This window comes from Streptomyces sp. NPDC096176 (assembly GCF_044763255.1).
In the GTDB taxonomy this organism is placed as follows: domain Bacteria; phylum Actinomycetota; class Actinomycetes; order Streptomycetales; family Streptomycetaceae; genus Streptomyces.
The window spans coordinates 1-13,374 of sequence record NZ_JBIWFV010000027.1 but is presented as its reverse complement, the minus strand read 5'-3'; the positions used below and the strand labels follow the sequence as shown (position 1 = coordinate 13,374).

General features: G+C 67.4%; 12 protein-coding genes and 3 pseudogenes. 9 read left to right on the top strand and 6 right to left on the bottom strand.

All coding sequences use genetic code 11. The features are described from left to right. Together ACIQ7Q_RS34705 and ACIQ7Q_RS34700 are read left to right on the top strand one after the other, a co-directional pair. Nucleotides 1-86: pseudogene (locus tag ACIQ7Q_RS34705) on the top strand (IS5/IS1182 family transposase); the annotation flags it as partial. A 55-nt stretch (nucleotides 87-141) separates the two neighbouring features. Next, nucleotides 142-3,357 carry a Tn3 family transposase gene (locus ACIQ7Q_RS34700; protein ID WP_403871389.1) on the top strand — a complete coding sequence of 1,072 codons (3,216 nt, stop codon included), beginning with the start codon at nucleotides 142-144 and terminating at the stop codon, nucleotides 3,355-3,357. 17 nt (nucleotides 3,358-3,374) lie between these two features. Here ACIQ7Q_RS34700 and ACIQ7Q_RS34695 read toward each other — a convergent pair whose 3' ends face one another. Next, entirely contained in the window at nucleotides 3,375-3,971 is a 597-nt protein-coding gene (locus ACIQ7Q_RS34695) for a TetR/AcrR family transcriptional regulator (RefSeq protein ID WP_403871386.1), read from the bottom strand. 136 nt (nucleotides 3,972-4,107) lie between these two features. Between ACIQ7Q_RS34695 and ACIQ7Q_RS34690 the strand changes: the two genes are divergently transcribed. Beyond that, complete coding sequence (locus tag ACIQ7Q_RS34690; protein ID WP_403871383.1) at nucleotides 4,108-4,578, top strand: hypothetical protein; 471 nt, start codon at nucleotides 4,108-4,110, stop codon at nucleotides 4,576-4,578. Nucleotides 4,579-4,875: 297 nt separating this feature from the next. Continuing rightward, nucleotides 4,876-5,841, top strand: a complete 966-nt coding sequence (locus tag ACIQ7Q_RS34685; RefSeq protein ID WP_403871380.1) for a recombinase family protein — start codon at nucleotides 4,876-4,878, stop codon at nucleotides 5,839-5,841. Here ACIQ7Q_RS34685 and ACIQ7Q_RS34680 read toward each other — a convergent pair. Together ACIQ7Q_RS34680 and ACIQ7Q_RS34675 are read right to left on the bottom strand one after the other, a co-directional pair. Then, on the bottom strand, nucleotides 5,825-7,060 hold the full coding sequence (locus ACIQ7Q_RS34680; RefSeq protein ID WP_403871377.1) for a PP2C family protein-serine/threonine phosphatase: 1,236 nt from the start codon (nucleotides 7,058-7,060) through the stop codon (nucleotides 5,825-5,827). The genes ACIQ7Q_RS34685 and ACIQ7Q_RS34680 overlap by 17 nt on opposite strands. Nucleotides 7,061-7,155: 95 nt before the next feature. Further along, the gene (locus ACIQ7Q_RS34675) at nucleotides 7,156-8,145 is read right to left on the bottom strand and encodes an Acg family FMN-binding oxidoreductase (RefSeq protein WP_403871375.1); all 990 of its coding nucleotides are present in this window, start codon (nucleotides 8,143-8,145) and stop codon (nucleotides 7,156-7,158) included. Between the two features lie 387 nt (nucleotides 8,146-8,532). Here ACIQ7Q_RS34675 and ACIQ7Q_RS34670 point away from each other — a divergent pair, with 387 nt between their 5' ends. From ACIQ7Q_RS34670 to ACIQ7Q_RS34655, 4 genes and pseudogenes are all read left to right on the top strand, one after another. Continuing rightward, nucleotides 8,533-8,916, top strand: a complete 384-nt coding sequence (locus tag ACIQ7Q_RS34670) for a recombinase family protein (protein WP_403871372.1) — start codon at nucleotides 8,533-8,535, stop codon at nucleotides 8,914-8,916. 196 nt (nucleotides 8,917-9,112) lie between these two features. Further along, nucleotides 9,113-9,304, top strand: a pseudogene (locus ACIQ7Q_RS34665) (ISL3 family transposase); the annotation flags it as partial. Between the two features lie 138 nt (nucleotides 9,305-9,442). After that, complete coding sequence (locus ACIQ7Q_RS34660) at nucleotides 9,443-9,844, top strand: transposase (protein ID WP_403871391.1); 402 nt, start codon at nucleotides 9,443-9,445, stop codon at nucleotides 9,842-9,844. Between the two features lie 218 nt (nucleotides 9,845-10,062). Further along, on the top strand, nucleotides 10,063-10,707 hold the full coding sequence (locus ACIQ7Q_RS34655) for a transposase (RefSeq protein ID WP_403871370.1): 645 nt from the start codon (nucleotides 10,063-10,065) through the stop codon (nucleotides 10,705-10,707). A 62-nt stretch (nucleotides 10,708-10,769) separates the two neighbouring features. On the opposite strand, the gene ACIQ7Q_RS34650 is transcribed toward ACIQ7Q_RS34655, so the two are convergent. Continuing rightward, nucleotides 10,770-11,372, bottom strand: coding sequence for a DUF6000 family protein (locus ACIQ7Q_RS34650; protein ID WP_403871367.1), 603 nt, complete (start codon nucleotides 11,370-11,372; stop codon nucleotides 10,770-10,772). A gap of 828 nt (nucleotides 11,373-12,200) precedes the next feature. Here ACIQ7Q_RS34650 and ACIQ7Q_RS34645 point away from each other — a divergent pair. Next, the gene (locus tag ACIQ7Q_RS34645; RefSeq protein ID WP_403871364.1) at nucleotides 12,201-12,641 is read left to right on the top strand and encodes a hypothetical protein; all 441 of its coding nucleotides are present in this window, start codon (nucleotides 12,201-12,203) and stop codon (nucleotides 12,639-12,641) included. Between the two features lie 7 nt (nucleotides 12,642-12,648). On the opposite strand, the gene ACIQ7Q_RS34640 is transcribed toward ACIQ7Q_RS34645, so the two are convergent. Then, on the bottom strand, nucleotides 12,649-13,281 hold the full coding sequence (locus ACIQ7Q_RS34640) for a hypothetical protein (protein WP_403871361.1): 633 nt from the start codon (nucleotides 13,279-13,281) through the stop codon (nucleotides 12,649-12,651). Nucleotides 13,282-13,290: 9 nt separating this feature from the next. Continuing rightward, nucleotides 13,291-13,374: pseudogene (locus tag ACIQ7Q_RS34635) on the bottom strand (IS5/IS1182 family transposase); the annotation flags it as partial.

Here is a 13,374-nt window from a genome sequence, read left to right as displayed (position 1 = left end):
GGCGGATCTTCCGCAGATCCCGCTGCAGCCCCAACCGCATGACGTCAATCGCCAAGGCCATCCTCACACTGGAGCTGCAACGCTGAAGAAGCTCAGTGTCGTTGGTCGTGATGTTGCTGTCGGCTGGCACGGGGCGGGATTGTGACCTCGATCGAGCGGACCGCGTATCCGCGGTTCAAGCGGCTGATCACCGCGCATGAGCTGCATCTGTTCTTCTCGCCGACTCGCGATGAGCTTCAGTGGGCGGCCGATGCCACCGATGGTGATGAGCATCTGCTGGCGCTGCTGTTGATGCTGAAGTCGTACCAGCGCATGGGCTGCTTCCCTGCCCTGGAGCAGGTTCCAGAGCAGGTGGCTGCGTTCGTCCGGCGGCAGGTGGAACTGCCGGAGGGCACGCTGCCGCTGTACCGGGCGGAGAGGACCGTCAAGCACCACCGGGGTCTGGTCCGCAAGAAGGTCGGCGTGAAGTACGACCAGGGCGAGGCCCGGAGGATCGCCGAGCGGGCGATCCGCAAGGAGGCCGCGGCGAAGAACCGGCCGGCGGATCTGATCAACATCGCGCTGGAGAAGGTCGTGGAGGCCGGGCTGGAGCTCCCGGGGTTCTCCACCCTCGACAAGATGGCCTCGAAGATCCGCACCGAGGTGAACTCGTCGATCCGTGAGGGCATCCACGACAGGATGATTCCCGTTCAGCGGGCCGGATTGCTGCGGCTGCTTCAGGAGCGCGACAGCGACGGCACGACGCTGTTCAACCGGTTGAAGAAGCCCGCCAAAGGGCCGACCTGGTCGCACTTCAAGAACCTGGCCAAGCACCTGGAGTGGGTGGACGGGCTCGGTGACACGTCGGGGTGGATGGAGTCGGTGGCCGCGGGGAAGATCACTGACTTCGCCGGGGAGGCGGACGCGGCGGACGCCTCGGAGCTGCGGGACTACGCGCCCGTCAAGCAGGTCGCGCTGATCGCGTGCCTGACGCACAAGGCGAGGATGCGGGTCCGCGACGACCTGGCGACGATGTTCTGCAAGCGGGTGGCCACAAAGATCAAGAAGGCCAAGGAGGAGCTGGAGGAGATCCGGCTCGCCGAGCGGGAGATCGTCGAGGTCCTGGTCGGGAACTACCGCACCGTGCTCAAGAACATCGACGCCGACGGCCCCGCCCAGGAGGCACTGGCGAAGGCCGCGGCCATGACCGCGGAGGTCCGCCGCGCCCTGGAGGGCCTGGACGACGAGGCGCCGGTGGACGAGGTCGCCCAGCGGCTGGACGGCAGGGTCTCCCCGGCGGTCCTCGCGATGGCCAAGGCCCTGGTGGTGCAGGCCGGCGGGCTCGGGGCCGTCACGAAGGCGGTGGAGGGCTTCGGCGGGTTCGCGGGGCAGTACGAGCAGATCGAGAAGGTCTCAGCCCACCACGGCAACTTCTGGGAGGTGCTGCTGTACGGGCAGATCGGCCGGGACCGCGCGGTGATGTTCGACCTGGCCGAGAAGCTGAAGTTCACTGCCACGTCGGAGGACTGGACGGTGCTGGACGCGCTCGCGCACGCCCAACGGCACCAGGCAGCGCGCGGCGAGTACATCACCGCCTTCGACGAGAAGGGCAAGGAGGTGGACATCTCCTTCGCCACCCAGAACTGGCGCAAGGCCGTGGTCGACAAGACTCGTACGGGGCAGTTCGTGCGCAAGCACTTCGAGGCGATGGTCTTCACCGCGCTCGCCGAGGAACTACGCACCGGCGACGTCGCGGTGGTCGGCTCGGAGGAGTACGTCGACTGGTCCAAGCAGCTGCTGGAGTGGGAGGTCGTGAAGGAGAAGCTGGGCTCCTACCTGGTCGAGGTCGGCCTGTGCGAGGAGGGCGAGAGTGCCGCGTTCGATGCGCAGGTCTTTCGCCGGCAGTTGGAGGACAAGCTGCGCAGCGCCGCCGCGGCGGCGGATGCCGGGTACCCGGACAACGAGGGCCTGGTCATCGACCCCGAGACCGGTATCCCGTCACTGAAGCCGCACCGCTCGGAGGGACAGCGGCCCTCGGCCAGGCGCCTGGAGCAGGAGATCAAGGCCAGGATGCCGGAACGCTCGCTGATGGGGATCGTTGCCCGGACCGCGTACTGGGTGGACTGGTGGCAGCGTTTCGGCCCGGCGTCCGGCAACGAGCCGAAGCTGGACGATCCCTTCGGCCGCTACGTCATCACGACCTTCGTGAAGGGCACCAACATGGGCCCCTACGAGGCCGCCCGCCACATCCCCGGAGTCTCAGGTCACGAGCTGTCGTACACGGCGAACCGGCACTTCTCCATCGTGCTGCTGAACGAGGCCATCGCCGACCTCGTCAACGCGCACGCCCGCCTGGACATCTCCCAGGCGTGGGGCGACGGCACCGCGGTGGCCGCCGACGGCACCCACATGGATACCTACCTCGACAACCTGCTCGCCGAGACGAGCGTCAGGTACGGCAAGCCGGGCGGGATTGCCTACCACCACATCTCGGACACCTACATCGCGCTGTTCACGCACTTCATCCCCTGCGGGGTGTGGGAGGCCGTCCACATCATCGAGGGCCTGCTGAAGAACTCCTCCGAGGTGAAGCCGACCACGGTGCACGCGGACACCCAGGGCCAGTCCCAGCCGGTGTTCGCGCTCGCGCACCTGCTGGGCTTCGATCTCATGCCCAGGATCAGGAACTGGAAGGGCCTGACCTTCTACCGGCCCAGCAAGACCACCGAGTACGTGCACATCGACGCGCTGTTCGGCGAGGCCGGTAAGAACGTCATCGACTTCGACCTGATCGAGTCCCAGTTCCGGCACCTGATGAAGGTCGCGGTCTCCGTGCGGGAGGGGGCGATCTCCTCCTCCACGCTGCTCAAGCGGCTGCGCTCCGGCTCCAAGAAGAACGCCACCTACGCCGCGTTCCGCGAAGTCGGCCGCGTGATCCGCACCGTGCAGCTGCTGCGCTACCTCTCCGATCCGGCGCTTCGCCGGCGGGTGACCGCGGCGACGAACAAGACCGAGTCGTTCAACCGGTTCTCCCAGTGGATCGGCTTCGGCAACCGCGGCGTCATCGGGGACAACGACCCGGTCGAGCAGGAAAAGGCGATGAAATTCAATGCTCTGCTCACCAACGCGGTCATTTTTCACAACGCCCTGGACATCGCGGAGATCGTGCGGCAGCTGCTGGAGGAGGGCTGGACCATCGAGCCGGAGGACCTGGCCCACATCTCGCCGTACCTGACCGAGCACATCAACAGGTTCGGCGAGTACAGCACGCACGAGCTCGGCATCCAGCCCGAGGCGTACGAGGCGAAGTTGGACGTCGACTTCACCCAGCTCCGCGACCAGGACCCGGCCGCCACCGGCTTCGGCCAGGCGGCCTGAGCCTGTTCCTCAAACAGTCACGTGATTCCGGGGGGGCGGATCGGTTCCGGTGGGGGCAGGGCGAGCCCCACGATCACGGTCATCCGGTCGCGCAATCGGGTCCCGTCCACCGGTGTGGTGCCGGTGGTGAGCTCGTCAACGATCAGGCCGTCGATGAGGGCCATCACCAGGTCGGCGCGGTCGGCGTCGCCGGTCACCTCGGTGGCCATCGCCCGAAATCCTGCGGTGACGCCGTCGATGGTCGACGCGGCCAGCTGCTGGCTGGGGCGGTCGAGCATCAGCAGCAGGCGGGCCCGGCTGCGGGCGCGGGCGGGTCCCAGCCAGGTCGCCAGGGTTGCCGTGGCCGCGTCGATGAGGATCGCTGGATCCATGTCGGGTGCCCAGGCCTGTCCGGCGATGGCGTTGTCGATGTCGGCGCGGTCGGCGTCGGCGATGCGCTGCAGGATCGCGGCGATCAGAGCCCGGCGGGTCGGGAAGTGGTAGCTGCAGGTTCCCGGTGGGAGCCCGGCCTGCGACTCCACGGCGCGATGAGTGAGCCCGCGCAGCCCATCGGCGTCGATGACCTCGACCGCCGCGTCGGCCAGCCGGAGCTTGCGGTCCGTGTTCTGTTCCACAGCTGTTATGCTACAGACGTAGTGATGCTACAGATGTAGTGGTGAAGCGGATGTCGTGACATGCAGATGTAGCGGCATGTCGGCGACGCGCCGGCCCGGTGCCCGGGTGGCGCGCTCTGATCGAGAGGTGTGCCAAATGAACGCCATATCCTTCTTCCGGATCGGCGCCTGGTGCTGGATCGTCACCGGAGTCGGCCACCTGGCCGGCGAAACGCTGACATCGCTGGCGCCGGATGCCGAGGCGCAGCGGATGAACGACCTGATGCGCGGCTACGACCCGCTCACCATCCTCGGCGTGAGCCCAAGCCAGTACCAACTCACCCTCGGGATGAGTCTGATCATGAGTCTGGCGCTGGTGACGACCGGCGTGCTGCTCCTGCTGATCGCCCGGCTCACGGCGGACGCCCCGGGCCGGGCGCGTACCGCGGGGTACGTGGGCTTGGTCGGCTCCGCGACCGCTCTGGTGCTCTCGGCAGTGTTCCTGCTGATCCCGCCGACAATCACGTTCACGGTCGCCAGCATCGCCTTCGGGGTCGCCCTGGCCGCCGACCGGCGCGGGCGCCCCACGCCACAGGTCCACGGGTCCCCGTGCCAGGGCGGTTCGTGAGTCGTTGAGCGCTTCTTCTATCGCCCGATGGTGTGGGGGCGGGCGGAAACGGCCGGTCGTCGGCACCGCCCCCGACCTTGCGGCGGCACGGAAGTGGGTGGGTGGGCTCCAGATCGGGGACGGCTCGGCCGCGTGATGACCGTTGGTGAAGGCTGTCACGCTTCGTGCTCGCAGAAATGAGCAGTTGCGAGAGTTCTGCGAGAGCCCCGAAGCCGATCACGTTTCCCCTGGTCGCGACTCGCAGAAGGCCTCTCAAAACTCCGGCGTTCTGCGAGACAGTTCTGACAGACTGTCGGGGTGGATCTGACGCCCGATCAAGCCGCAATCGCGGTAGAACGAAACGACTGTCCGAACTGTGAAGCCCCGGCGGGCAGTCCCTGCCGCACCCGCGGGGGCAAGACCGCGACGAAGTACCACACTCCGCGCTTCATCCTCGTCCCCGCGCTGCGCGAGGAGCTGGAGGTCCTCGTCCCCCAGGCCCGGGAGCCCGGGCGGCCGTGGAAGCCGGGCCCGCCCGTCGAGGCCGCCCCGGCGGAGCCAGCCGCGAAGCCGATCCGGATCGGGTACGCCCGCTGCTCGACCGCGCAGCAGGAACTCGCCAGCCAGCTCGACGCGCTCGCCCGCGCCAAGTGCAAGCGGGTCTTCTCCGAGAAGATCAGCACCCGGGTCAAGACCCGGCCGGAGCTGGAGAGGGCGCTGAAGCTGGCGTACGACATCAAGGAGGCCGCCCCGGACCAGGAAGTCATCCTCACCGTCCACGAGCTCAAGCGCCTGGCCCGCAACGCTGCCGAGCTGATGACCCTGTCCAACCAGCTTCAGACCGCCGGCGTCCAGCTCGAACTCCTCACCGGCCCTCTCACCGGCATCTACGACCCCAACGGCATGGGCGCGATGTTCTTCGCCGTCCTCGCTGTCGCCGCCCAGCTCGACCGCAACTACATCCGCGAGAAGACCCTGGAGGGTCAGCACGCCGCCGCAAACAAGGGCAACCACGGCGGGCGGCCGAAGGTCATCGACGACGACATGCTGCTGTTCGCCCGCGCGCTCAAGGACAAGGGCGTACCCGTCCCCGAGATCGCCAAGAAGCTGACGATCAAGACCGGGAAGAACGCCGGCCAGCACCCCTCCGTCGCCTCCGTCTACCGCGCGCTCGCCGAAGCGGAGGCGACCGAGGCACCGGCAGGACCGGAGATCATCGCCCCGCGTCGGCCGACGCGGGTGGACCTCACCGGCGCCTCGCTTGCTGTCAGAGGCGGACCGTGATGAGGGCGATGTCGTCGCGGGCGCCACCGGCGACGCCGAGTCTGGCCAGGACGACGTCCGCGAGGCGGTCGGGGCTCATGCTGGCATGACGGGCGAGCACGTCGGTGAGCTGCTGCAGTCCGGCGTCGATGTCCCGGTCGCGGCGCTCGATGAGACCATCCGTGTACAGCACCAGGTAGTCGCCCGGGTTGTAGGGCACTGCGGCCTGCGGGCGCGGGACGTGCTCGGGACGCGCGCCGAGAGGGGGGTCGGTAGCCTGGTCCAACAGGTCGCAGGTGCCGTCGGGGTGCAGCAGGACTGGCGGCAGATGGCCGGCGCTGCTGTACGCGATCTGCTGGCGGCTGGTGTCGATGACGGCTTGGACGGCGGTGGTGGCGAGCGCCCCTTCGACGGACCGGGCGTACAGGCCGAGCACCTCCAGCGCCCTGGCGGGTTCGGGCTGGGCTCTGACGGCGGCGCTCAGCGCGCTGCGGAGCATGCCCATGACGGTGGCGGCTTCCAGGCCGTGGCCCACGACGTCTCCGACGGCGACGGCGAAGGCGCCGTCGGGCAGGTCGACGACGTCGTACCAGTCGCCGCACACGTTGAGCGATCCGACCGCGGGCAGGTAGCGCACTGCGATATCAGGGTGCTGGTCCAGGTCTGGCGAGTGCAGCATGGCTTCCTGCAGGGTGAGGGCGACCTGGCGTTCTCGGGCGTGCGCCTGTCGGAGTTCCTCGTTCAGCCTCTGCAGCTCCCGCGCACGCGCGTACAGCTCGGCCTCGATTGCCTCCCGCCGGCCAAGAGGTCCTCCTGCGGGGCCGGGCGGGCGGGAGCGGACGAACTCGGTCACGTCCTCCACGCGGTGGATGATCCATGCCACCTGCCCGTCCGGGCCGAGGACGGGGGTGTTGATCGGCGACCACCACCGCTCCTCGAACGTCCAGGCCCGGGACGGGAGAGGGATGTCGTACTTCTGCACCGCCATCGTGTCCGGCTGCCTCGACTGCAGGACCCGGTGCAGCGAGGCGTTCAGGTTCCGCACGCCGTCCGCGCTCGCATCGGCCGGGTTGTCCGGGAAGGCGTCGAACACGTGCTGGCCGACCAGGTCCTGTCGGCTTCGGCCGGTGGCCTGCAGGTATGCCTCGTTGACGTCCACGATCACCAGATCTGGATCCAGCACCAGATACGGACTGGGCGTGGCGATGAACAACGCCTTGTAGTCGATGCTCGGTTTCACAGGCTTGCTCGGTCCTTTCCGCTGCTCGACGGCGCCCGGCACCGATCCGGTCCGGGGACCTACCAGGTGGGCTGGACGGTGAGGCGTCGGCCCGGTCACTGGAAAGCGAGGACGTCGGCCACCGGCCTGCGGGGTGTCGCCTGACCTGGGGGGCCGTAGCCGAGACGGAACACCATGTGGATGAAACCGATCGCGACGCTCGGATCACGTGCGGACGACCGGAGCTCGGGCCATTCAAGGGGTTGCGACATCAGAGAGGTGGCCAGGCCGTCGACGGTGGCCTGCAGGAGCACGCGCTCCATCGCCTGACCCGCTCGCAGCCAGTCCGCCTGGGCATCCTCCACCGTTCCCAGCAACGCGATCTGAGGGTGTTTCTCAAAGAGGGCCACCTCGCGGTCCGGCGAGCGCCGCTGGGCGTCGAAGTCCCGTGCGGGGGCGCTCACGCCGTACTGCCGGGGACCGAGTGCCTCTGCGGGAATGCCCTCGGTGGCGGGACCTTCACGGGTCCTGCCGGTGCCCGTCCACACGGCGATCTCCGCGCGCACGGCCTCGCTGGCGGCCTCAAGCATTTCGGCGTCGTGCACGAGTTCCATGACGGCGTCGGTGTGCCAGGCGCCAGGTGTGACCAGCCGGCAGCCTTCCACAAGAGCGGCCGCGCGAAGCCCGTCGAGGATGGGGTCGGGAATCTGCTCCTCGGAGAAGGGGAAACGGCTGGTGTGCCGCCGCCGTACGGCGGGATAGAGGTCCGCGAGACCGCGGTCTACGCTCTCGCTCTGCCGGATGAGCACATTCGCCAGATGCCACGGGTCGTCGGGGTCGGGAAGCAGCCGGGCCTCGGCATCCCAGCCGCGGTGGGCGGCGGCCACGCGCAGGTTGAACAAGGCGGCACCGCAGCCCAGGTGCAGCGCGCGGTGATCCGGATCGGCGAACGGCAGCGTGCGCTCGGGATCGCCGTGCAGGGCAAGGGAACGGCTACCGCTGCGGTGCACGAACCTCCAGGGCTGGGCATTGTGCATCGAGGGCGCCCTCACGGCGTCCTCGACCAGCGACGTTACGACCCCCGCGGCAAGTGCTGGAGTGGACACGGCTCGTCCTGTCTGTGCAGGATCCCCCACGGCGGGACCGCGTGTGCCGGCGATCACGACGGAAGGGGGAGAGGACGTTCGGTCGCCTCCCCACACTCAATTGTCCCAGGGCGGACCCGGCGGCACCCGACGAGACGGGCTGCGTCCGCAACGGCAGCCGACAAGGCGCGGGACTCCGCCATCGTCGCTCTGGCGCCGCCCCGATGCCGACGGGTAACGGAGCCGCAGACCGCACAGAGCCCAACGCGGGGTTCAGCCCGCGCGTCACTCGCCCAACGCGAGCAAAGGCCGGAAAGACAGTGGCTGAGCGGCATCCTCGCGACGGTGAAGTTACACAGCGCTACATGTCCGTTCGCCGTAGCTATACGAGAACAAGGCCTTCAGGGGATGTACGACCCCAGCGGGCCGGGACGCCTGCTGTTCGGGTTCTTCGCGGCAATGGCGGAGACGGAGCGGGAGAACATCCGGGAGTCCACCCTCGAAGGGCTGGACGCCGCAGCCCGCAAGGGCAACCACGGCGGCCGACCCCCGGTCATCACCGACGACATGCTGCACACCGTGCTCCGCCGCCGCGCGAACGGCGAGACCGTCGAGGACATCCAGCCCGACCTGCTCATCCCCACCGGCCGCCGCAAGGGACACAGCCCCAGCCTCTCCAGCATCTACCGGGCACTGGCTGAGCACGAGAAGACCCAGGCGTACCCCGAGGCCGTCGAAACGGCACACGCCGACTTCGCAGCCCTCCAGCAGCGCGACCGCAGCACCGTGTAGTCACTCAGCGTTACTCGCCACCTGGCGGCAGCTATACGAGAACTGGGCCTAGAACCCCGCGAGTTCGCGAAAACTGGGTCTGGCTCATCTTCTGTGACGCGGCCACTCTGAGTGACAGCCGGACCTCTTCGAGTCGTACGCGAAGTCGCCCGAAAATGGCCCGTCGGCTCGGCGGTTGGGCTGACAGTTCGGGGCTGTGGAAGAGGTTGTGCTCCGGCTCGAAGAGGTGTTGTTCCCGTCGATCGCGGACGTCGCGGTGCTGTCGGTGGACGTGAATATCGAGATAGTGCGCGTTCATGCGCAATCTGTGGCGGACTGTGCCGTGTGCCCGGTCTGCGGAGTCCGGTCGAACCGGGTTCATGGTTCCTACGTGCGGTTTCCCGCTGATGTGCCGAGCGGTGGTCGAAGTGTTGTTCTCCAGTTGAGGGTCCGTCGGTTCACGTGCGGGAACTCGGGCTGCGCACGCCGTACCTTCGTCGAGCAGGTGCCCGGCCTGACACGTCGGTACGGTCAGCGGACCGAGCGGTTGCGTTCCACCCTGGCCGCAGTCGGCCTGGCCCTCGCGGGCAGGGCCGGGGCCCGCATCGCCCACGTTCTCGGGGTGTCCGTCAGCCGCAGCACGGTGCTCCGGCTGGTGGACGATCTTCCCGAACCCGAGATCCCCGCGCCGCGGGTGGTCGGAGTCGACGAGTACGCCACCCGCAAGGGCCGCCACTACGGCACTGTCCTCATCGACATCGAGTCCCGGCGCCCCGTCGATCTGCTGCCGGACCGGGAGGCGTCCAGCCTGGCTGCCTGGCTCGCCGAACGGCCGGGCGTCGAGGTCGTCTGCCGCGCGACCGGGCGCCGTTCTTCGCCGAAGGCGCCTCCGCCGGCGCCCCGCAGGCCGTCCAGGTCGCGGACCGGTGGCACCTCTGGCACAACCTGAGCGAGGCCGCCGAACGGGGAGTCGCCCAACACCGCCGCTGCCTGCGAGCCCTTGTCCCGGCCGCCCCCGAACCTGAGCCCGCCCCGGAAGACGAGCCGTCCGGTTCACCCTGGCCAACGGGACATCGGTTCGCCGACCGTACCAGGTCCCGGCACGCCGCCGTTCACGCACTCCTGGAGGCAGGACACAGCCTGCGTTCGGTCCAGCGGCAGCTCGGTATGGCCTGGCACACCGTCAAACGGTTCTCCGACGCCGCGAAGCCGGAGGACCTGTTCACCGGTCAGTGGCAGAACCGGACCTCGGTCCTCGACGACTACAAGCCCTACCTGGACGACCGCTGGAACGACGGCATCACAATCGCCTGGAAGCTGTGGGAGGAGATCGTGCCGCTCGGCTACAAGGGCAGCTACCAGCGCGTCCGCGCCTACCTGCACAAGAAGCGCACCTCACCGCGACCGGTGACCGCCCGGCCGCCGTCACCCCGAACAGTCTCCGGATGGATCCTCAGACGCCCGGAAACCCTCACCGAGCAGGAACAACTCCAGCTCAAGACCGTCCGCACCCAGTGCCCGGAACTCGACGCCCTCACCCTCCACGTCCGGTCCTTCGCGACCATGCTCACCGACCGCCAGGGCGAGCGCCTACCGGCCTGGCTCGACGCCGTCCGACAGGACGATCTGCCCAGCCTCCATACCCTCGCCGCCGGCATCGACCGCGACATCGACGCCGTCACCGCCGGATTGACCCTGCCTTGGAGCTCGGGCGCGGTCGAAGGCCATGTCAACAGGATCAAGATGCTCAAGCGCCAGATGTTCGGCCGTGCAGGGTTCCAACTTCTTCGCAAGCGTGTCCTACTGGCGTGACGGAGGGTGGCCGCGTCCCGCGCGTTGAGCCAGAGTCTTCACAGTGGACGAAGCCGAGGGGGTCAGATGCCGGCACATTCTTCTACAACGGCGCAGGCCAGGCGGATGCCGCCCAAGTAGCTAGAGATGCCGTCATCGCCGTGCATGTGGGGCGCGTCCTGGAACCACTGCCGCCACAGGCCGCCCTCCTGGAGGAGGTGGCTGGCCCGGTCGCCGTGCAGGACGGACTCCGTGTAGGCCAGGGCGCCCATGGCTGTCGGCTGGTCGTAGGCGAGATCGGGCCGACGCAGGTAGCGATCCAGGTAAGCGGCAAGCAAGTCGGCGTCCCGTGCAGTGCCGAAACTCGCCAGTGCCACACAGTAGGCCCCACCCGCGCAGCAGACCTCACTCTCCAGCAGCAGCGCACCCAGACGCTCACGGAAGTGGTCACGGCGCGAGACGGCGGCGAGCCATGCCGCGGTCCGCCGCTCGCGCCAGCTGCCTTCGAAGAGGATGGTGAGCTCGGCGTCGGTAACACCCCTCGCATCAGCGGCTAGGTGCTGAACGAACGGTTCGTACTCCTCGCGCGACATGCGAAGTACCGCTCCGCCGAGCTTCAGGTAGCGGCGCGCGGGGAGGCAATAGCGGCGGTACAGGGCCTGTATCTCGGTGTCGTAGCGGATCACCACCCCATCCTCTCGCGACGAGCACGCAGCTGAGGGCGTGGGGCGGAATACGCCTGCAGTGGCCCCGAGACGGGTGGGGCGCCATCTGGGCCGGGTCGGGTGCGCAAGGCTTCGACAGCACGCAGGGTTACTGCCCCACAGAAGGTGTGCCAGAACCCGAAAACTGAAGGCGGTTCAACAGGAACCCTAGGGTTCGTGGCCGCCGTTCTCGGGGGTGGACCAGTGGGTTCGCAAGGAACACGCTGCTTCGAGCTCGGTCTGATGATGCTGCCGTGCGGGTTCGCGCTTCGGCATCTTTGAACCAGGCTTGCCGTCGGGCGGCGACGTGGTGACGGTCTCCGCTCCCGGTGGCCCCCAAAAGCGCAGTGCGGGACCCTGGACGCAGGAGATAGGGAGGTGCTCAGATGGCAGCTTGTAGCCGACTCGCCACCAGCCTAGATCAAGAGATGCTCAACTTTAGAGTGGCACCTGCCAACGTCCCGGACGATCTCCTCCCTAAGAAGCCCGGGGCAGATGTTTATCTGGAACTCGGAAAGCGGCAACTCCTGCGATTCATTAGCGCCGACCAGCAGGGAACCTTCCGGCATGGGTCGATAGAGACGCACTTCACGACGCCAACCCCATACCCTACAGATGAGGTAATTGACATCCTCCATCTTCCCGGAGTGATGAATCCAAGGCTATGGGTGATCGTACTGGATCCGCGAAGAATCCCGGTCATCGCAAGGCCTCGATATGTCCGATTCGGGCATGCTATCGAGTACATACTGCCGGACGGCTTCCCTGAAGACGCCCTGGTCAGCGGTAGCAGGTGGTAGTGCAGGTGTCATGAGCCAAGCAGACCCCATCACCATATCTTGGAAGAGGCGCATCAATCACCTCCTCGTCGAGCACGAGCGACATTTGGGGGAATTCACAGAGATATCCAGAGGTGTAGATCGCCACGGCGGCATTGAATGGTCTTGGTTCAAAAACGAAGGAGACCTTGACCGGTACCTACTCCTTGACGTGCTCCCCAAAGGCCCCGAGGATTCGGACCAGCTCGCCCGGGTTGAGCTGTGGATAGAGGCCGGAAATAAGGCACTCTATACCCGGAAGATGCTGTTCTCTCGCCCCGTATTTAGTGGAGATGTCGAAAGTGCACTCAAGGGTGAGTTCGAGATCACCATTACCGCATTGCTGTCGATCAACGATGCCGATCTAGACACCGCTGTAGGTCGCCCTCTGTGGAGTTCGGCGGAGCCGTCGGTAGAATCGTCTGCCACCTGAAAGATCTTCATCTGGCCTGATCATCGGGCATCCGTGACGAGCGTGCTGCGTTGACCTCCGCCACGCACTCCAGAAGTTGTTGTGCTGCAGCCGCATAACGGATGGCGGTCTTCTCATCGATGCCGAAGACGAGCGCGAGGTGGAGCGGGTCGGCGCCATGCGTGAGGGCCTCTTCGAGCTGCCGGTCGACGCGGAGCCGTTCGAGGGTGGCGGTGAGGTTGCGGGTTGCCCGGGTGGTCCAGAGTTTGCCGGCCGGGCCGAGTTCGACGGCGGTCTTCTGGGTGATCAGTAGGTGGGGGTTGGCCGTGTTCGGCCAGCGGTTGCGGCGGTGGTCGAGCCAGTCCAGGACCGCATGGCGGGTGAGGTCGTCGAGCGGGCGGACGTGACCGCCGACGGTGATGCGCCGGTTGCCCAGGTCGACGTCGTCCAGCCGCATGGTGCGAATCATCTTCGGCCGTGCCGCGTGGATGGCGGCCAGGGCGACGATGAGCCGGGTGTCCGGGGTGGTGGCGGTGGCGATGGCCTCGTCGATGTCTGCCTGGACGAGAGCTTGGAGGACACTGCCGGTCTGCCGGGGGACACGGATGCGGATTGTGGGATTGCGGAAGATCTGACCGTTCTTCTTCGCGTGCCGGAACAATGAGCTTCTTCAGCGTTGCAGCTCCAGTGTGAGGATGGCCTTGGCGATTGACGTCATGCGGTTGGGGCTGCAGCGGGATCTGCGGAAGATCCG

Bases quoted from the DNA above. Each gene is read 5' to 3' on its own strand.
- ACIQ7Q_RS34690 (WP_403871383.1), top strand. From the start codon at position 4,108: ATGAACGCCATATCCTTCTTCCGGATCGGCGCCTGGTGCTGGATCGTC.
- ACIQ7Q_RS34670 (WP_403871372.1), top strand. From the start codon at position 8,533: ATGTACGACCCCAGCGGGCCGGGACGCCTGCTGTTCGGGTTCTTCGCG.
- ACIQ7Q_RS34655 (WP_403871370.1), top strand. From the start codon at position 10,063: ATGGCCTGGCACACCGTCAAACGGTTCTCCGACGCCGCGAAGCCGGAG.
- ACIQ7Q_RS34645 (WP_403871364.1), top strand. From the start codon at position 12,201: ATGAGCCAAGCAGACCCCATCACCATATCTTGGAAGAGGCGCATCAAT.